This window comes from Algoriphagus sp. AGSA1, assembly GCF_021390545.1.
Lineage (GTDB): Bacteria > Bacteroidota > Bacteroidia > Cytophagales > Cyclobacteriaceae > Algoriphagus.
Map to the genome: position 1 here is coordinate 129647 of NZ_JAJUWR010000011.1, position 14759 is coordinate 144405.

Below are 14759 nucleotides of genomic sequence, written 5' to 3' on the forward strand. Positions count from 1 at the left end.
ACTAATCTTCTATTCTTTCCAGCCAATAATATTTCTGTCCCTTTTCCATCAGAGTCTGTTCAAAATCTGCATGTCCTGCATTTCTTATCAGATCGGGAATGGCCCCTGAAGCCCAATTCAAGGAAGCCACCTTCTTTTGAAACCCAAAAACATTTATGGAATCCAGGTACTTGTCTTCGATGATCAATCGGTTATAATTTTCCAATGCATCCCTGTATCCTTGGCTTGGCAAGTCGATCATTTCATAATCAGTCCCCAAGCCAATTCTGATTTTGCTGCTGGTATGTAGATTTCCTATAAATCCGATTTTATCCGTTGGATCAATTTTCTCCTGAGCAGCAAAAGCCTTCACCTGCTGCCCCTGATCCGGCAGTGAAATCTGAAAAGTACCTGAAGAGATCATGAAGAAAAGAAGCATAAAGCCATACGAAATGGCTTTGGGAAGTTTACGGCCTAAAATGGTCAGCCGCCCCAGATAGAGCAGGATCAAAAGCCCAATCAGCAGCTGCGCATAAATCAAGAAAGGCGCACCCAGATTTATATTGAGCCATAGACTAAACAATAAAACAATTGAATTCACCACGAGGAAAAACCAAGAAGTAATTTTCAAGCCTATTCTTTTCTCTTCAAATTCCGATCTAACAAGAATACAGGCCAACAAGATGGCCAAAACCGGGGCAACGGGAAGCAGATAGCGTTCATAAAATTTGCTGGTCATTGCACCCATCGCCAAAATCGCCAACCCCCATAAGATGGCAAACCAAAAGAAAGTAGGATTATCTTTTCTGAGGTTAACAACTGATTTTCTGACAGAAGAAAAGGTAAAGATCACCCAAGGAAGAAAAATGAGAATTAGAATACCTATGGCTAGAAATCCATTTTGGCTGATAAGTAGATATCGCGAAGCCACCCGGGTACCGACTTGATCTTCTAGAAAACTGTCCAGATAAGTAGGCCCATGAATCTTCCACATGGCTACAAACCAAAACAACGCAATGAATAGCGCAACAAGAATAGAGGGGATGTGCAGAAGGGTTTTGAAAGAAATTTTCTTCCAGGGGTTAAACAACAGATAAACCATCCCAAATCCTCCTAAAGCCGCAGCTGGAAGTCCCTTCACCTCAAATGCCACAGCCAAGCTGATATAAAGTATCCAAAGATATTTTTTTGGAGTAGCATCCCCAAACCGGATCAGACCGGCAAATCCCACCGCACTTGCGGTCATAGTCATCACCAACAAGACATCGGGAATGGATCGGGTGGCGCTAAAGATCAGGACGGGATTTGATGCCATGATCAGAGCAGAAAGTCCAGCGATTTTCTTGTCATCAAATAATACTTTAGCGGCCAAGTACGTCAACCCAACCGTCAATGCTCCAGCGACCAGAAAGAAAAATCTGGAGGCAAAGGGAGAAACCCCAAAAAGCTTGAAACCCGCAAGTACTGTCCAATAAGTTCCTATAGGCTTCTTGAACCTAAGTTCATCACTTCCCAGATAAGTAGTTAGGTAGTCACCTTTTTGCAGCATTTTCACTGCAGCATCAGTGTAATACATCTCATCTGGGTAATGCATATGGAAGCTCAAAGCAAATGGCCCAACAAAAACTGTAAATGCCAACATGATTACCCAAGGGCTGATATGATATGAATCCGAGGTAGAAATAGACATGTTGCAAAGATAGGCCGATTGATCATTGTCACAGCAAATTTTCGTTGACATACACAAGCCTCCCTAGCTTTTTTGCCTCTGGAAGTATTTTCCCGTATTTTTGACAAAATTTTATAGCATGTCCAAGCCACAGATTTCCGTAGTAATTACTGTTTATAATGAAGAAGATAACATCCAGCCACTTTTAGAAGCTACTTATTCTGCCTTGGAGGCAATAGATTATGAAGTGATTTTGATCGAGGATGGTTCTACTGACCGGACAGTGGAAGAGGTGAAAAAGTATGCAAATAGCCGTACCAAACTGATTATCTTCAACCGGAATTTTGGGCAGACTACAGCACTGGCAGCAGGCATAGATATGGCCACTGGGGAATATATTGCCACGATGGACGGCGATCTGCAGAATGATCCGACTGATATCCCTGTGATGCTACAGAAGGCTATTGATGAAGAATGGGATGTGGTGGCAGGCCGCCGGGCAAATAGGAAAGATGGTTTTGTACTTCGTAAAATCCCCAGTAAAATCGCCAACTGGGTAATCCGAAACAGCACTAAAGTATATCTGAATGACTACGGCTGTACTCTTCGCGTATATAAAGCTGAGATCGCCCAAGGAATGGGCTTGTACGGGGAGCTCCACAGGTTTATTCCTGTTTTGGCAAAGCAACAAGGAGCCCAAATGACTGAAGTGGACGTGAAACATCACCCAAGAATCCATGGGGAATCTAAGTATGGTCTGAGCCGTACTTTCAAAGTGATGTCGGATTTGATTTTGATGCTGTTTTTTCAGAAGTATTTTCAGCGTCCGATTCATTTATTTGGCGGAATCGGTCTAATCGCCTTTATGATCGGAATCGTGATCAATTTTTATTTATTAATTCTAAAGCTCATAGGAGAGGATATCTGGGGAAGGCCACTTATGATTCTTGGCTTTATCTTAGTCTTGGGGGGAATTCAATTTGTCACTACTGGGATCATCGCTGAGATCATTGTCCGTACCTATTTCGAATCGCAGAATAAAAAGACGTACACCATCAAATCTGTTTACCAAGGGATCCAAAAACCATTGGAGGATTTACAGATTTTGCCTAACGATAAGATGGGCTCCAACTTGTAATTGAATTTTGGCTAAAACAGAGCGTTCTCTCAAGAAAAAATTAACGACTGCCTTAAAGTTGGTGTTGACCTGCCTCGCGCTCTACCTAGTCTTTAGAAGAATAGACACAAACCAACTCTGGCAAATCACCAAGACCATCCATTGGGTATGGTTGATCCCTGCCATTCTCACTTTTACATTGAGCAAACTGTTTACTGCCTTTAGGTTAAATCTGTATTTCAAAAACATTAAACTATTCATTTCGGAAAAACTTAACATCAGGCTATATCTGATCGGGATGTTTTATAACCTGTTTCTGCCGGGAGGAATCGGCGGAGACGGATATAAGGTATATTTGCTGCACAAACATTACCAGACGCCTGTCAAGCAGCTGGTACAAGCTTCTCTTTTGGATCGTTTAGGGGGATTGGTGGCAATCCTTTTCTTATTGTTGGCATTGATTCTTCCAGCGGATTTGCGCTTGCTTTATGACTCCTCAGTTCCTTGGGATCTGTTGGTCGGGCTAGCTGCCTTGCTTGTATTTCCTTTTTTTTGGTTAATGCAAAAACTAGTGTTCAAGGCATTTCTGCCTTCTTTTTGGAAAGCGAACGGCTGGTCCATGGCCGGCCAGGTGACCCAGCTGGTATGCGCTTGGTTTATTCTAAAAAGCCTTGGAGTTACAGAGAATTTTCTTGCCTATCAGCTGGTTTTCTTACTTTCTTCTATTGTGGCAGTGCTTCCTCTCACGATCGGAGGAGTAGGGGCAAGGGAGCTTGTATTCGTCTATGCACATGCCTATGCGGGGATAGAGGAAACTACAGCGGTTGCTTTCAGCTTGATCTTTTTCTTGATTACAGCAGCAATTTCACTTGTTGGATCCATGGTCACAGTTAACTTTGATAAAAATAGTCAATTGACTGTATTTCAGACTAATAATTAAAAATCATCCTTGCAAATTTAAAATTTGCAAGGATGATTACACGTGATTTGACTTATAAACTCCAAGAATTGATGCAGGATTTTCCGGCAATAGCTATTCTTGGGCCACGCCAGGTAGGAAAAACAACCTTAGCCCAGGAGCTTGTGAAGAACTAAGGGCCCCAGTCTATATATTTGGATCTGGAAAAAAATGAAAGAGGGTTTTTGAGAAGCCTTTCTTTTCCTGTTATCAAAGTGTGAGTGCTATTTTTCTAGAATGGCGTCATGGGGGAAATAAAATTGCCCCACTCCTTTGATTACCTGCCAATTGATTTGGTTGGTTTTCGGAGAATATAGTATGCGAATTTCTGAGATCCCGTCAGAATAAGCACTTTTGATTGTGCCGGTGAAGATGTTGTCTCTTTCTTTTTTCAAAAAAACAGAAAGCTGCTCAGCACAGTCTATCCTGCCTCCGTTGTAGTACTGCCCGCAATGCTTTCCTATTAAATCATATGACCCCAAAAGTTCATCATCAGACTTGGGCTTATATAGAAAGATTGTGAATGCCCTATCTTGTTTAAACCATCGCCAGTGACCTGTAATATCTTGCGATGTGGAATCATGTGAAAAGAGAAGAAACAGTACGAACAACACAGGAAGTCCTCCTTTATACCTATGGAAACATAAAATCATTTATATATTTCTGTAATAATACCAGACTTAACATCGACTAACATAATGATTGAATCTTCATCTTCATGGACCAATCCTTCCTCAGAAGTAGTTATTCTTATTACTCCATATTCCTCTTTTGTACCATAATCTATTTCAATTTTTAGTTCATAGGGAGGGAATAGCCTTGATACTGCTGTGTGATGATCGCCTAATTTTATAAAATTTTTTCCATTCCCTATTGAAAACATGCTGTCTTTCAGATGGAAGGCCTCGAGTTTTGCATCTAAGAAATAGAATTCATTATTGGCGTAGGTGATTAACCTAGCCATCTTTTCATCTATCTCATAATAATAATCCTCGTTTTTGTCAGGGCTTGGGAATTCTTCTAAAAATGCTGATAGGGTGGTTTTAAGAAAACTGAACTCTTTGTGAACTGAATCTGATGATTTGATGATGAGGTTGTTAATATCAAATGTCGGGATGGATGTATCCTCATTATACGCTTGGACTTGGCATAATGAGGTAGTATGAAAGAAGAAAGTCAAAACTATGAAAATCAAAGGATGCTTCATGTGTAGACTGAAAATAAAAATCGATAGGATTCGGCTAATTTGGTGCCACAAAAAGTACAGGGTATATTTTAGCTATTTTTAGAACCAATTCTGATTTTCCTACCTTTGCCAAAACCCTTCTCTATGACCCGAGCCGAGCTTTTCTCCCAAATCAAAAAGAAATCTTCCTTTCTATGTGTAGGTCTAGATGCGGATATAGCTAAAATACCTGCACATCTAAAGACCGAGAAAGATCCAATCTACAGCTTCTGCAAAGCTGTCATAGAGGAGACAGCTGATTACGCTGTTGCCTATAAACCGAACATAGCCTTCTTCGAAGCGCTTGGCCCGCAAGGATGGGAGACCCTGCAGAAAGTATTGGAAATCATTCCTCAAGAGATCTTTACCATAGCAGATGCCAAGCGGGGAGATATAGGAAATACTTCCAAGCTATATGCCAAGGCCTTCTTTGAGAAAATGGACTTTGACTCGGTGACGGTGGCTCCTTACATGGGAGCAGACAGCGTGACTCCTTTTCTGGAGTTTGCCGATAAATGGGTAATTCTTTTGGCTTTGACATCAAATATTGGCTCCATGGATTTCCAGCTGATCAAAGATGAAAATGGCAAACCTCTCTACCAGACTGTGCTGGAAAAAAGCCAGGATTGGGGCACCCCCGAAAACCTCATGTATGTGGTCGGTGCAACTCGGGGGGAATTGATTGCAGAGGTAAGACAAGCCGTTCCAGATCATTTCTTCCTGGTACCTGGTGTAGGAGCACAAGGTGGAAGTTTGGACGAAGTGGCGAAATACGGCATGAATTCCAGCTGTGGACTTTTGGTGAATTCCAGTCGTGGGATAATATATGCCTCGGGAGAAAGGGACTTTGCCAAAGCGGCTCGGAATGAAGCGGAAAAACTCCAGAAAGAGATGAAGGTGTTATTGGACAGACACCTCTGACCTGCCCCAAAACGGAATATTTTGAAAATCAGGCATTCCTGACTTTTTTGTTTTTTAGTTTTTGGTTAAATTCATTTGATTTTTAACCTAGGCTTTTATGACATTCAAAGAGGACTTTTTACAGCTAGTGTGGAAATTCCAATATTTCACCAAGACAAACCTTCGCACCACAAACGGTGATGAACTCAAAATCATACAGGTTGGCTTCCATAATCACAGTGAAGGACCTGATTTCCGGGATGCCGTCGTCGTCATTGACAGAGTGACTTTACATGGACATGTAGAGGTACATCGCCTGGCAAGTGAATGGAAGCAGCATTCGCACGGAGGAGACCCAGCTTACAATTCAGTGGTGCTGCATGTAGTCTGGGAAAATGATCAAGAGGTATTACGAAATGACGGAACTACTATGCCTACGCTCGAACTCAAGGGACTTATATTTCTGGATATTTGGAGGAACTATGAGCAGATGCTTGATTACAAGGCGGATTTGCCCTGTGCACATGGGCTACAGGAAGCACCGGAGATCGTAAGATTTTCCGCATTGGAAAAAGCCTTGGTAGAGCGGCTTCACGAGAAATCATCTCTGATTTTGGGCCTACTAAAAGAAACTACAGATGACTGGGAAGAGACGGCATATCGTTGGCTTTTCACCTGCTTTGGCTTCAAGACCAACAGCCAGGCTATGGGTGAATTGGCAGCTTCAGTCCCCTATAAAATCCTCCTGAAGCACCGGGATCAACTACCGGTACTAGAAGCAATACTGCTGGGACAATCCGGCCTTTTACCTACAGAATCGGAAGAACCCTATGTTCAATACCTGATCCGTGAGTATGATTTTTACCGAAAGAAGTATCAATGGGCCTCTTCCTTAAGACGAATTCACTGGACGTTTATGGGTGTTAGGCCAAGTAATTTCCCAACAATCCGAATTGCTCAGCTTGCAGCCGTGCTATCCAATGCTCCCAATCTTCTCCAATCCGTAATGCAGGAGTCCAGGGATTTTGCGGCATTTAAGAAGCTTTTTAAAATAAAGCCCGGCGACTATTGGCAGCATCATTATAGCTTTGGCAAACCATCCCAAAGGCGTGTCAGTAATGGGATTTCCAGCACAATATTGGAATTGTTGGTCATCAATTACGTGATCCCATTATGGTTTGCATATGGACGCTACTTCGAGGAGCCAGACTGGCAAGATCGATGTTTTGACCTTTTGCAGGAGGTGTCTGCGGAGAACAATCATATCCTCAGAAAATTCCAATCCTGTGGTTGGTCTGCTCAAAATAGTTTTGATACGCAGGGAATGATCGGTTTATACAAAAATTATTGCCAGCCCAAGAAATGTCTTCAGTGTAAAATAGCCCAAACATTAATCAAATCTGAATCCAAATGAATTTTGGGTAAGCCAGTGAATTCCTGTATTTTTGCACCCTGAATTGCAGAAAACTATGGAAAAACCAGTTATAATTTTTGGAGCAAAAGGAATCGCCCGCCCTGCCCTTGAGATATTCAACAGCAACAATGTAATCGTTTACGGCCTGTTGGATGAGGATGAAAAGATCCATGGAACGGAGATCAACAATGTCTCAGTTCTTGGAAATCCTGAGGATGATGGTTTTTTAAAACTTATCGGTCAGAAAACAGAAGCTTTTGTGGCTGAGGAGAATCCAAAATATAGAAAGTTTTTGGTGGAGCTGCTGAACGAACGAAGAAAAGTACAGCCCGTGAATGCTATCCACCAGCGTTCCTATATATCTACAGACGCCATCATAGGGCACGGTAATTTCATCAATGCCAATGTAAATCTTGGTGCGGGTGCAGAAGTGGGAAGTCACTGCATCATCCACTCTTCTGCTATAATTGAGCATAAAGCGAAGATCGGTGATTTCGTGCAGATTGGTGCAGGCTCGGTGATCAACTCAGATGTCATCATCGAAGAAGGAGCCTTCATTGGCTCTGGAGTGACGGTCATTTCCGGCGTGACTATTGGCAAAAATGCCAGAGTAGGGGCGGGATCTGTAGTGATTGCCACGGTAGATGCCAATGAGACAGTATTTGGAAATCCTGCCGCAAAAGTCAAATAATCCGAAATCAACTATCTGAAATCATAAATCCTAAAACACCCTGCCGCAACAGGGCCACAGTTATGGAAAACAGCACCTATCAAATTCTCCTTTATTACTGCTACGCCAAGATTGAAAATCCTGAAGAATACCGTGAGCAGCATCATCTTTTCTGCATAGAGAACAACATCCGGGGCCGGATCATCATCTCCGACGAGGGGCTGAACGGCACCGTGTCAGGACTGATGGAAGATTGTAAAAAATACATGGCTTATATTCATGCGGATCCTCGTTTTGCCAAGACAGAGTTTAAAATCGACTTGCACGACAAGCATGCATTTGCCAAAATCCACGTGCGTTACAAGCCGGAGATAGTTCACAGTGCTCTGAGGCACCTTGATCCAAACGTCAGGACTGGAAAGCATCTTAATCCTGATGAATTCAAGAAATTGAAGGATCAGGAAGATGTGGTGATTTTGGATGTACGCTCCAATTATGAACACGAGTTGGGGCGATTCAAGAATGCCGTCACCTTGGACATTGATAATTTCCGGGATTTCCCTGAGAAGGTAAAAGAGTTGGAGCACTTGAAAAACAAGAAAGTACTGACCTACTGTACCGGTGGGATCAAATGCGAAAAAGCCTCCGCTTTTCTACTGGAACAAGGTTTTGAAGATGTATATCAGCTTCATGGAGGAATCATCAAGTACGGCATGGAAGCAGGTGGAGAAGATTTCGAAGGAAAATGCTATGTATTTGACAATAGAATAGCCGTGGATGTCAATAAGGTAAATCCAAAGATCGTTTCTACCTGCCATGTATGCGGCACCCCCTCAGACCGTATGGTAAACTGTGCCAATTCCACCTGCAACGCCCATATCCCGTTGTGTGAAAACTGTGGATGGGAGATGGAAGGAACTTGCTCTTCGGCATGTAAAGAAAATCCCAACAAACGGGTATATGATGGGACTGGCTATTACCAGAAAAACACCAATGGCTATAATCCATACAAAGGACTAAATCGTAAAGCCAAAGAAAAATCAAATGCTTAACTTGTAGCGTGAGCAGACAAATCCCAGAATCCGAATTGATCCTTAATGCTGATGGCAGCATTTATCATTTACATCTGAAGCCAGAAAACCTGGCTTCACGTGTTTTTACGGTGGGAGACCCAGACCGGGTGGAGAAGGTTTCCAAGTACTTTGACCAGATTGACTTCAAGGGCCAGAAACGGGAGTTTGTCACCCACACAGGAAGAGTGAAGGGCAGGCGCGTGACGGTAATGAGCACAGGAATGGGCACAGACAATGTGGAGATTCTGATGACTGAGCTGGATTCGCTGGTGAATGTAGATCTCAAAACCCACACCGTAAAACCTACGCAACAATCTCTCGAAATTATCCGCTTGGGGACATCCGGAAGTATGCAACCTGATTTGCCTGTAGGAAGTTTGCTTGCTGCAGAGGTGGCCGTAGGCATAGATACATTGATGCAGTTTTACCCTCAACTGAAGGGTAGTCAAAACTGGTCACAATTGGTGAGAGACACGCTAGGATTGACTTTTTTACCATATCAGGCATCGGCTTCAGCAGAGCTTTTAGCAAAGTTACCATCGGAATTCCACCGGGGAGTCACGCTCACTGCACCTGGATTTTATGCGCCACAGGGAAGAGAAATCCGTATAAAACCAAAATTGGAGAATATGATTGAGCGGTTGGCGGAATTGGAAGATGAGGGGCTGAAAATGACAAATTTCGAAATGGAAACAGCAGGCTACTATGCTATGGGACAGCTATTGGGGCATAGAATGCTTAGCCTGAATGCAATAGTGGCCAATCGGCCTAGTGGGCAGTTTGATAAAGAAGCTGAAAAAACCATGGATCGAATGATCCATACAGCTCTGAATGTTTTCTGTTGAAAAAAATCATCCTTTACATTTGTAAATGATTGCGAAAAACCGGGCTTGCCAACGTAAAATCTTCCCATTCATGGTAATCGATTTCCTGAATAATTTTGGCCAGAAAATCAACACATTCCTGTTTACAGAGAAAAATCCCAAATAAAGACTCCTGATTATTTACCAGGAAGGCCCTACTGCTATCAAAAACCCTGATCAGATCACTCCATGATCCCAAAACCAATAATTCATCCCGATTTTTAATAGTCTGGATAACTTTAAAATTTCCTTTTAAGCTAGATATTCTCATGTGGTAAAAAGTTGATTATAAAAGAATTGTCTAAAATTACCTACGAACTTGAAATGTCCCAATACATTTTAAGGCGTATTTTTATTAATTAATACCAACAAAAAATCTTATTCTATTATTTCACGTTTTTTTCGAGCCCATATCAACAAAGAATTGTGTTTTTTTCCAGAATTAACTTCCCAATCATATTGCTCCTCTGTTTGTCCACCGTCCTTTCAGAGACAAAAAGCTTACTTGCTATTTCTTAGGCAGCTTGAGCTAAGCTGATCAATATTTGTAACCGGCAAAATTAAAATTAAGGGTCAATGCAGAACACAGCCGAATCATTTTTAAAGGTAGGTAATTCAAATTTTCAAGGGCCAAACATCTTCTTTTCTGCTATATCAAAGGATATCGGAAATACCAAAATCACCGCTCACACAACAAAAAACCACATCATCCAGCCTATTTCCCAAAGGAAAATTTTTGTTGAAAAAACGAAACCTTACGTGAATATAGAGGTTTACTTATTAAGGCTCTAACATGTAAAATATTGATAATTAATACTTTAAACAACAGCCTGAATTCAAACCAACCACTACCTATCTATTGGCCCCTATGATTAGAAAATCAACTATACCTTTCCTATTCTTTCTGATGATTCTATCTTTTGATGCCTTTCCCCAGGAGATCAGATTAAAAGGGAAAGTCATGGACGGAAAGCGCGAAGCAGCTCTGGAGTTTGCTAACATAGCCCTACTCCAGCCTAGTGACTCGACGATAATATACGGGGGTATGACCAAGCTTGACGGAACCTTTGATTTCAATGCCTCACCTGGGGAATATATTTTGAGGGCAGGCTTTATCGGCTTTATAGAGTATTTCGAAAACATATCATTGGGAAATAAAAACACAGTGAACTTTGGCACAATCACCTTGGAAGAAGACGCTCAAAACTTGGATGAAGTGGTGGTAGAAGGAGTCACTTCGATGTTTGAATCAGATATTGATAAGCGTACATACAACGTGGAAAACAGTATAGTAGCCGAGGGACAAACCGCGTCACAGCTACTCAGCACCTTACCTTCAATTCAGGTGGACGACGAAGGAGGGATCTCCATGCGTGGAAGCGGAAACATCCTAATCTATATCAATGGAAGACCCTCAAACCTCTCCGGAGATGACACCGAGAGTATTTTGGCACAATTCCCTGCCAACAGCATCAAGTCCGTGGAATTGATCACAAACCCATCTTCCCGCTACGACGCCACAGGGGTGGGTGGTATTATCAATATAATATTGAAGAAAAATGAAAAGACAGGATTCAATGGACAAGTCAACGCCTCTATAGGTACCCGGGAAAAATACCAAGCCGGAATCAACCTGAACTACGGTACGGAAAAGGCCAACTTCTACGTCTCCTACAATTGGCAAGACAGGAGAAGGTTTGAAATTGGAGAAAGAAACAGGGTGAATTATTTGAGTGGGTTTTCTCCACGGTTAGAGCAAGTTCAGGATGGCTATGAGGTAGAACAAACCCACCTCATTCGCGGCGGAGTAGATTATAATGTCTCTGACAGGGCAATGCTGGGGATTTATTTTCAGGGAAATTTTGATGATGAAGTAGAATATGAAAATATCAATCAGCAAAACTTGAATGAGATTGGCTCTTTGGATTCCAGTTCTGTGCGGATCAATGAGGAATGGAGCAATAGTGGAAATTACGAAGGGGGAATAAACTATACCTGGGATATTGATAGCTTAGGCCAAAGACTTTACACTTCCCTGTCATATTCTTATGACAACCGATCACAAACTGTTTTTACCGATCAGGAATACTTTGATGCTGACGGAAACCCAGACCCTACTAAGCGGCTTCTGCAAAACAATGATCGGCCCAGAACAAGTAATCTGTATGTGGCACAACTGGATTATGAAAAACCTTTCAGCAATGGCGCATCCATAGAAACCGGTCTGAAAGCTACACTGGGCAATTGGAAATGGAGCCAAGAATTTGCACAGGGAGACGAGTTTACGGACTTTAGCCCCATAGTGGTGGACTCACTCACCGATACTTTTGATTTCGATGAGCGTGTGTACGCAGCCTATTTTACTTATAAAAATACCAAAGGAAAATTTGGCTATCAGCTAGGTCTGAGGGGGGAATACACGGAGACCTTGGGCGAAACGGTGAGAAATAATGAAAGTATTCCCAATAATTATTTTAACGTTTTTCCAAGTGCTTTCCTGAGCTATGCTATCGCAGAGGAGAATGAGTTTACCTTAAATTACACCAGAAGAATCTCCCGGCCGAGCATCTGGGATCTGGCACCTATCTACAGAGTACGGGACCAATATAATTTCAGTATAGGAAACCCATATTTGCAGCCGGAATTTACAGACAGTTATGAAGTGGGCTACATGAAAGGTTGGGAGAAGTATTTGTTAAATGCCACCGTTTACCATCGATATAGTACAGATGTGGAGACCAGGATTACGATTTTGACGGATGATAATATTGCGATCCAAAGCCGTGAAAATGCAGACACCAGATCGAGCACCGGATTTGAGTTGATCAATCAGGTTCAGATTTCCAATAGCTTGGATGCTACATTAACGGGAAACTTATTCTACTCCAAAATCGATGCGGGAAATATTGAAGAGGACTTCAGCAATGAAAACTTCAGCTGGACCCTAAACCTGCTGGCAAATTGGCTTATACCCAACTGGTTCAACGTACAGGTACAGGGAAATTACCGTGGCCCTATAGTCCTGCCACAAGGGCAAATTGAGCCCCAGTATAGTGTGAATGTAGGGGTACGTAAAGATGTGTTCAATGGCAAAGCCACTATATCAGCAAATGTCAGCGACATCTTCAACACCCGGAACTTCAGGATCACGACCAACAACCTCCGATTTGACGAAAAGCGCGTTTTCCAGAGGGAAACCCGAATAGGCACACTTGCATTCACCTACCGTTTCGGAGGATTTAAGGAAAAAAACGAAAATAATAGAAGCCGAAGAGAAGGCGGAGATGATTTTGGTGGAGGTGATGACTTTTAAGAAAGGGTAAGATAATTTACCTTTATCCATGAGTATATTAACGGAACAGATCATAGCATCACTTGCCGATAATGCAAGTAGAGGGAAAGCCGAATACTTTCCGCGATTCTTCAAGTCAGGATCAGGAGAGTACGGTGAAGGGGATCAATTTCTTGGTGTAACCGTCCCAGTGCAAAGAAAAACAGCTAAAGCAGTATATAAGGAAATCAGTCTAGATGAGATCGAACAACTTTTGCATAACAACTATCACGAAGTAAGGCTTACTGCCTTGTTTGTTCTTGTTTACCGTTATCAAAAGCTAACGAACGAAGCAGAACGCAAACTGCTAGTTGATTTCTACCTGAAAAATCTCGACCATGTGAACAACTGGGATCTAGTCGATAGCTCTTGTCATCCTATTCTTGGTCATTATTTTCTGGATAAGGATAAGACGCTTTTTTATGAGTTAGCGGATTCAGGTCAACTCTGGAGTCAACGGGTAGCAATGATCAGTTCTTATTATTGGATCAAAAGGGGCTTTTACGATGATGCTTTGGGGATTGCTGAGAAACTAATTGATCACCCTCATGATCTGATCCATAAGGCTGTTGGCTGGATGCTCAGGGAAATAGGAAATCAGGATTTTGAAGTAGAGATGGCCTTTTTGAGGAAGCATTATAAAACTATGCCGAGAACAGCTTTGAGGTATGCCATTGAGAAATTTGAACCAAGCCTGAGAAGACTCTTCCTTAACGGATCATTATAGTAAGTTTTTTTAGTGCTTGATAAATTGACCCAGGCAGAAATAAGAAAATGTAAATCCGTGATCAAGGAAACTTTTGTCGATTAATAAGCCTTAATCAAATTCAATACTAGAATCAACTATCACTATACTTTATGCAAAAGCCCGATTTCAACATCGAAGAAGTAAATAAAATCATCCGTGGACGCAGATCCATGTTTGCAGCACAGTTCAAAGAAAATGATCCGGTAGATGATTCCATCATCGAAGAGATTTTGGAGAATGCACGCTGGGCACCAACACATAAAATGACCCAGCCTTGGAGATTTATCGTCTATACCGGAGACGGCCTAAAGAAGTTTGCGGACTATCAGGCGGACATGTACAAGCTTCGTGCGGAAAAGAACGGCACGCCGTTTTTGGAGGCTACCTACGAGAAATTCAAGCAGCAGCCATTGAAAGCATCGCATATGATCGCTATACTGATGAAACGCTCTCAGGGAATTCCTTTGATGGAAGAGATAGCGGCAGTTGCAATGGCAGTTCAAAATATGTATCTGACTGCTTCCGCCCATGGACTGGCGGCATATTGGGGAACCGGCGGCCCTACATTCTGGCAGGAAGCCAGAGAGGATTTTGGCCTGGAAGGGGAGGATGCCCTGATGGGATTCTTCTACGTCGCCAAGCCGGCCACAGACAACTGGCCTGAAGGAAAACGGGAAAGCATGGATGAAAAAGTCGCCTGGATCAGAGAGTAAAATATTCCACAAACAGAAAGAGGCTGACTCATAAGTAAGTTTTCTTGTCAGGCTGAGCAGCAAGTCTGCCGAAGGCATGAAAGTCGAAGCCTTTTATGC

General features: G+C 42.4%; 16 protein-coding genes. 11 read left to right on the forward strand and 5 right to left on the reverse strand.

The window, feature by feature from the left end; translation table 11 throughout:
• Position 1 precedes the first annotated feature (1 nt).
• Positions 2-1720: a glycosyltransferase family 39 protein gene (locus LZF95_RS10580; RefSeq protein ID WP_233754961.1), complete on the reverse strand. Its 1719-nt coding sequence runs from the start codon at positions 1718-1720 to the stop codon at positions 2-4.
• 67 nt (positions 1721-1787) lie between these two features.
• On the opposite strand from LZF95_RS10580, the gene LZF95_RS10585 reads away from it, so the two are divergent.
• The 3 genes from LZF95_RS10585 to LZF95_RS27570 are packed head-to-tail and all read left to right on the forward strand — an operon-like array spanning position 1788 to position 3860.
• Positions 1788-2786, forward strand: coding sequence for a glycosyltransferase family 2 protein (locus tag LZF95_RS10585; protein ID WP_233754962.1), 999 nt, complete (start codon positions 1788-1790; stop codon positions 2784-2786).
• A gap of 7 nt (positions 2787-2793) precedes the next feature.
• A complete protein-coding gene (locus tag LZF95_RS10590; RefSeq protein ID WP_233754963.1) occupies positions 2794-3705 on the forward strand; it encodes a lysylphosphatidylglycerol synthase transmembrane domain-containing protein in 912 nt (303 codons plus the stop codon).
• A gap of 32 nt (positions 3706-3737) precedes the next feature.
• Positions 3738-3860: a hypothetical protein gene (locus LZF95_RS27570; protein WP_262912236.1), complete on the forward strand. Its 123-nt coding sequence runs from the start codon at positions 3738-3740 to the stop codon at positions 3858-3860.
• 87 nt (positions 3861-3947) lie between these two features.
• Here the strand turns inward: LZF95_RS27570 and LZF95_RS10595 are convergent, their stop codons facing one another.
• Together LZF95_RS10595 and LZF95_RS10600 are read right to left on the reverse strand one after the other, a co-directional pair.
• Entirely contained in the window at positions 3948-4376 is a 429-nt protein-coding gene (locus LZF95_RS10595) for a hypothetical protein (protein ID WP_233754964.1), read from the reverse strand.
• On the reverse strand, positions 4373-4930 hold the full coding sequence (locus tag LZF95_RS10600) for a hypothetical protein (protein WP_233754965.1): 558 nt from the start codon (positions 4928-4930) through the stop codon (positions 4373-4375). The genes LZF95_RS10595 and LZF95_RS10600 overlap by 4 nt, the downstream gene beginning before the upstream one ends.
• A gap of 123 nt (positions 4931-5053) precedes the next feature.
• Here LZF95_RS10600 and pyrF point away from each other — a divergent pair, with 123 nt between their 5' ends.
• The 5 genes from pyrF to LZF95_RS10625 all read left to right on the forward strand — a co-directional run bounded on the left by pyrF (position 5054) and on the right by LZF95_RS10625 (position 9850).
• Positions 5054-5869 carry an orotidine-5'-phosphate decarboxylase gene (pyrF, locus tag LZF95_RS10605; protein WP_233754966.1) on the forward strand — a complete coding sequence of 272 codons (816 nt, stop codon included), beginning with the start codon at positions 5054-5056 and terminating at the stop codon, positions 5867-5869.
• 97 nt (positions 5870-5966) lie between these two features.
• Entirely contained in the window at positions 5967-7262 is a 1296-nt protein-coding gene (locus LZF95_RS10610) for a DUF2851 family protein (RefSeq protein WP_233754967.1), read from the forward strand.
• A 55-nt stretch (positions 7263-7317) separates the two neighbouring features.
• Positions 7318-7953, forward strand: coding sequence for an acetyltransferase (locus LZF95_RS10615; protein WP_233754968.1), 636 nt, complete (start codon positions 7318-7320; stop codon positions 7951-7953).
• Between the two features lie 62 nt (positions 7954-8015).
• On the forward strand, positions 8016-8984 hold the full coding sequence (locus LZF95_RS10620) for a rhodanese-related sulfurtransferase (RefSeq protein WP_233754969.1): 969 nt from the start codon (positions 8016-8018) through the stop codon (positions 8982-8984).
• Between the two features lie 8 nt (positions 8985-8992).
• Positions 8993-9850, forward strand: coding sequence for a nucleoside phosphorylase (locus tag LZF95_RS10625; RefSeq protein WP_233754970.1), 858 nt, complete (start codon positions 8993-8995; stop codon positions 9848-9850).
• Positions 9851-9863: 13 nt separating this feature from the next.
• Here LZF95_RS10625 and LZF95_RS10630 read toward each other — a convergent pair whose 3' ends face one another.
• Together LZF95_RS10630 and LZF95_RS27765 are read right to left on the reverse strand one after the other, a co-directional pair.
• On the reverse strand, positions 9864-10139 hold the full coding sequence (locus LZF95_RS10630) for a hypothetical protein (protein ID WP_233754971.1): 276 nt from the start codon (positions 10137-10139) through the stop codon (positions 9864-9866).
• Positions 10140-10281: 142 nt separating this feature from the next.
• Positions 10282-10380 carry a hypothetical protein gene (locus LZF95_RS27765; RefSeq protein ID WP_368670772.1) on the reverse strand — a complete coding sequence of 33 codons (99 nt, stop codon included), beginning with the start codon at positions 10378-10380 and terminating at the stop codon, positions 10282-10284.
• Between the two features lie 356 nt (positions 10381-10736).
• Between LZF95_RS27765 and LZF95_RS10635 the strand changes: the two genes are divergently transcribed.
• The 3 genes from LZF95_RS10635 to LZF95_RS10645 all read left to right on the forward strand — a co-directional run bounded on the left by LZF95_RS10635 (position 10737) and on the right by LZF95_RS10645 (position 14660).
• Complete coding sequence (locus tag LZF95_RS10635; RefSeq protein ID WP_233754972.1) at positions 10737-13181, forward strand: TonB-dependent receptor; 2445 nt, start codon at positions 10737-10739, stop codon at positions 13179-13181.
• A 28-nt stretch (positions 13182-13209) separates the two neighbouring features.
• Positions 13210-13926 carry a DNA alkylation repair protein gene (locus tag LZF95_RS10640; protein WP_233754973.1) on the forward strand — a complete coding sequence of 239 codons (717 nt, stop codon included), beginning with the start codon at positions 13210-13212 and terminating at the stop codon, positions 13924-13926.
• A 131-nt stretch (positions 13927-14057) separates the two neighbouring features.
• The gene (locus LZF95_RS10645; protein WP_233754974.1) at positions 14058-14660 is read left to right on the forward strand and encodes a nitroreductase; all 603 of its coding nucleotides are present in this window, start codon (positions 14058-14060) and stop codon (positions 14658-14660) included.
• Positions 14661-14759: the final 99 nt, after the last annotated feature.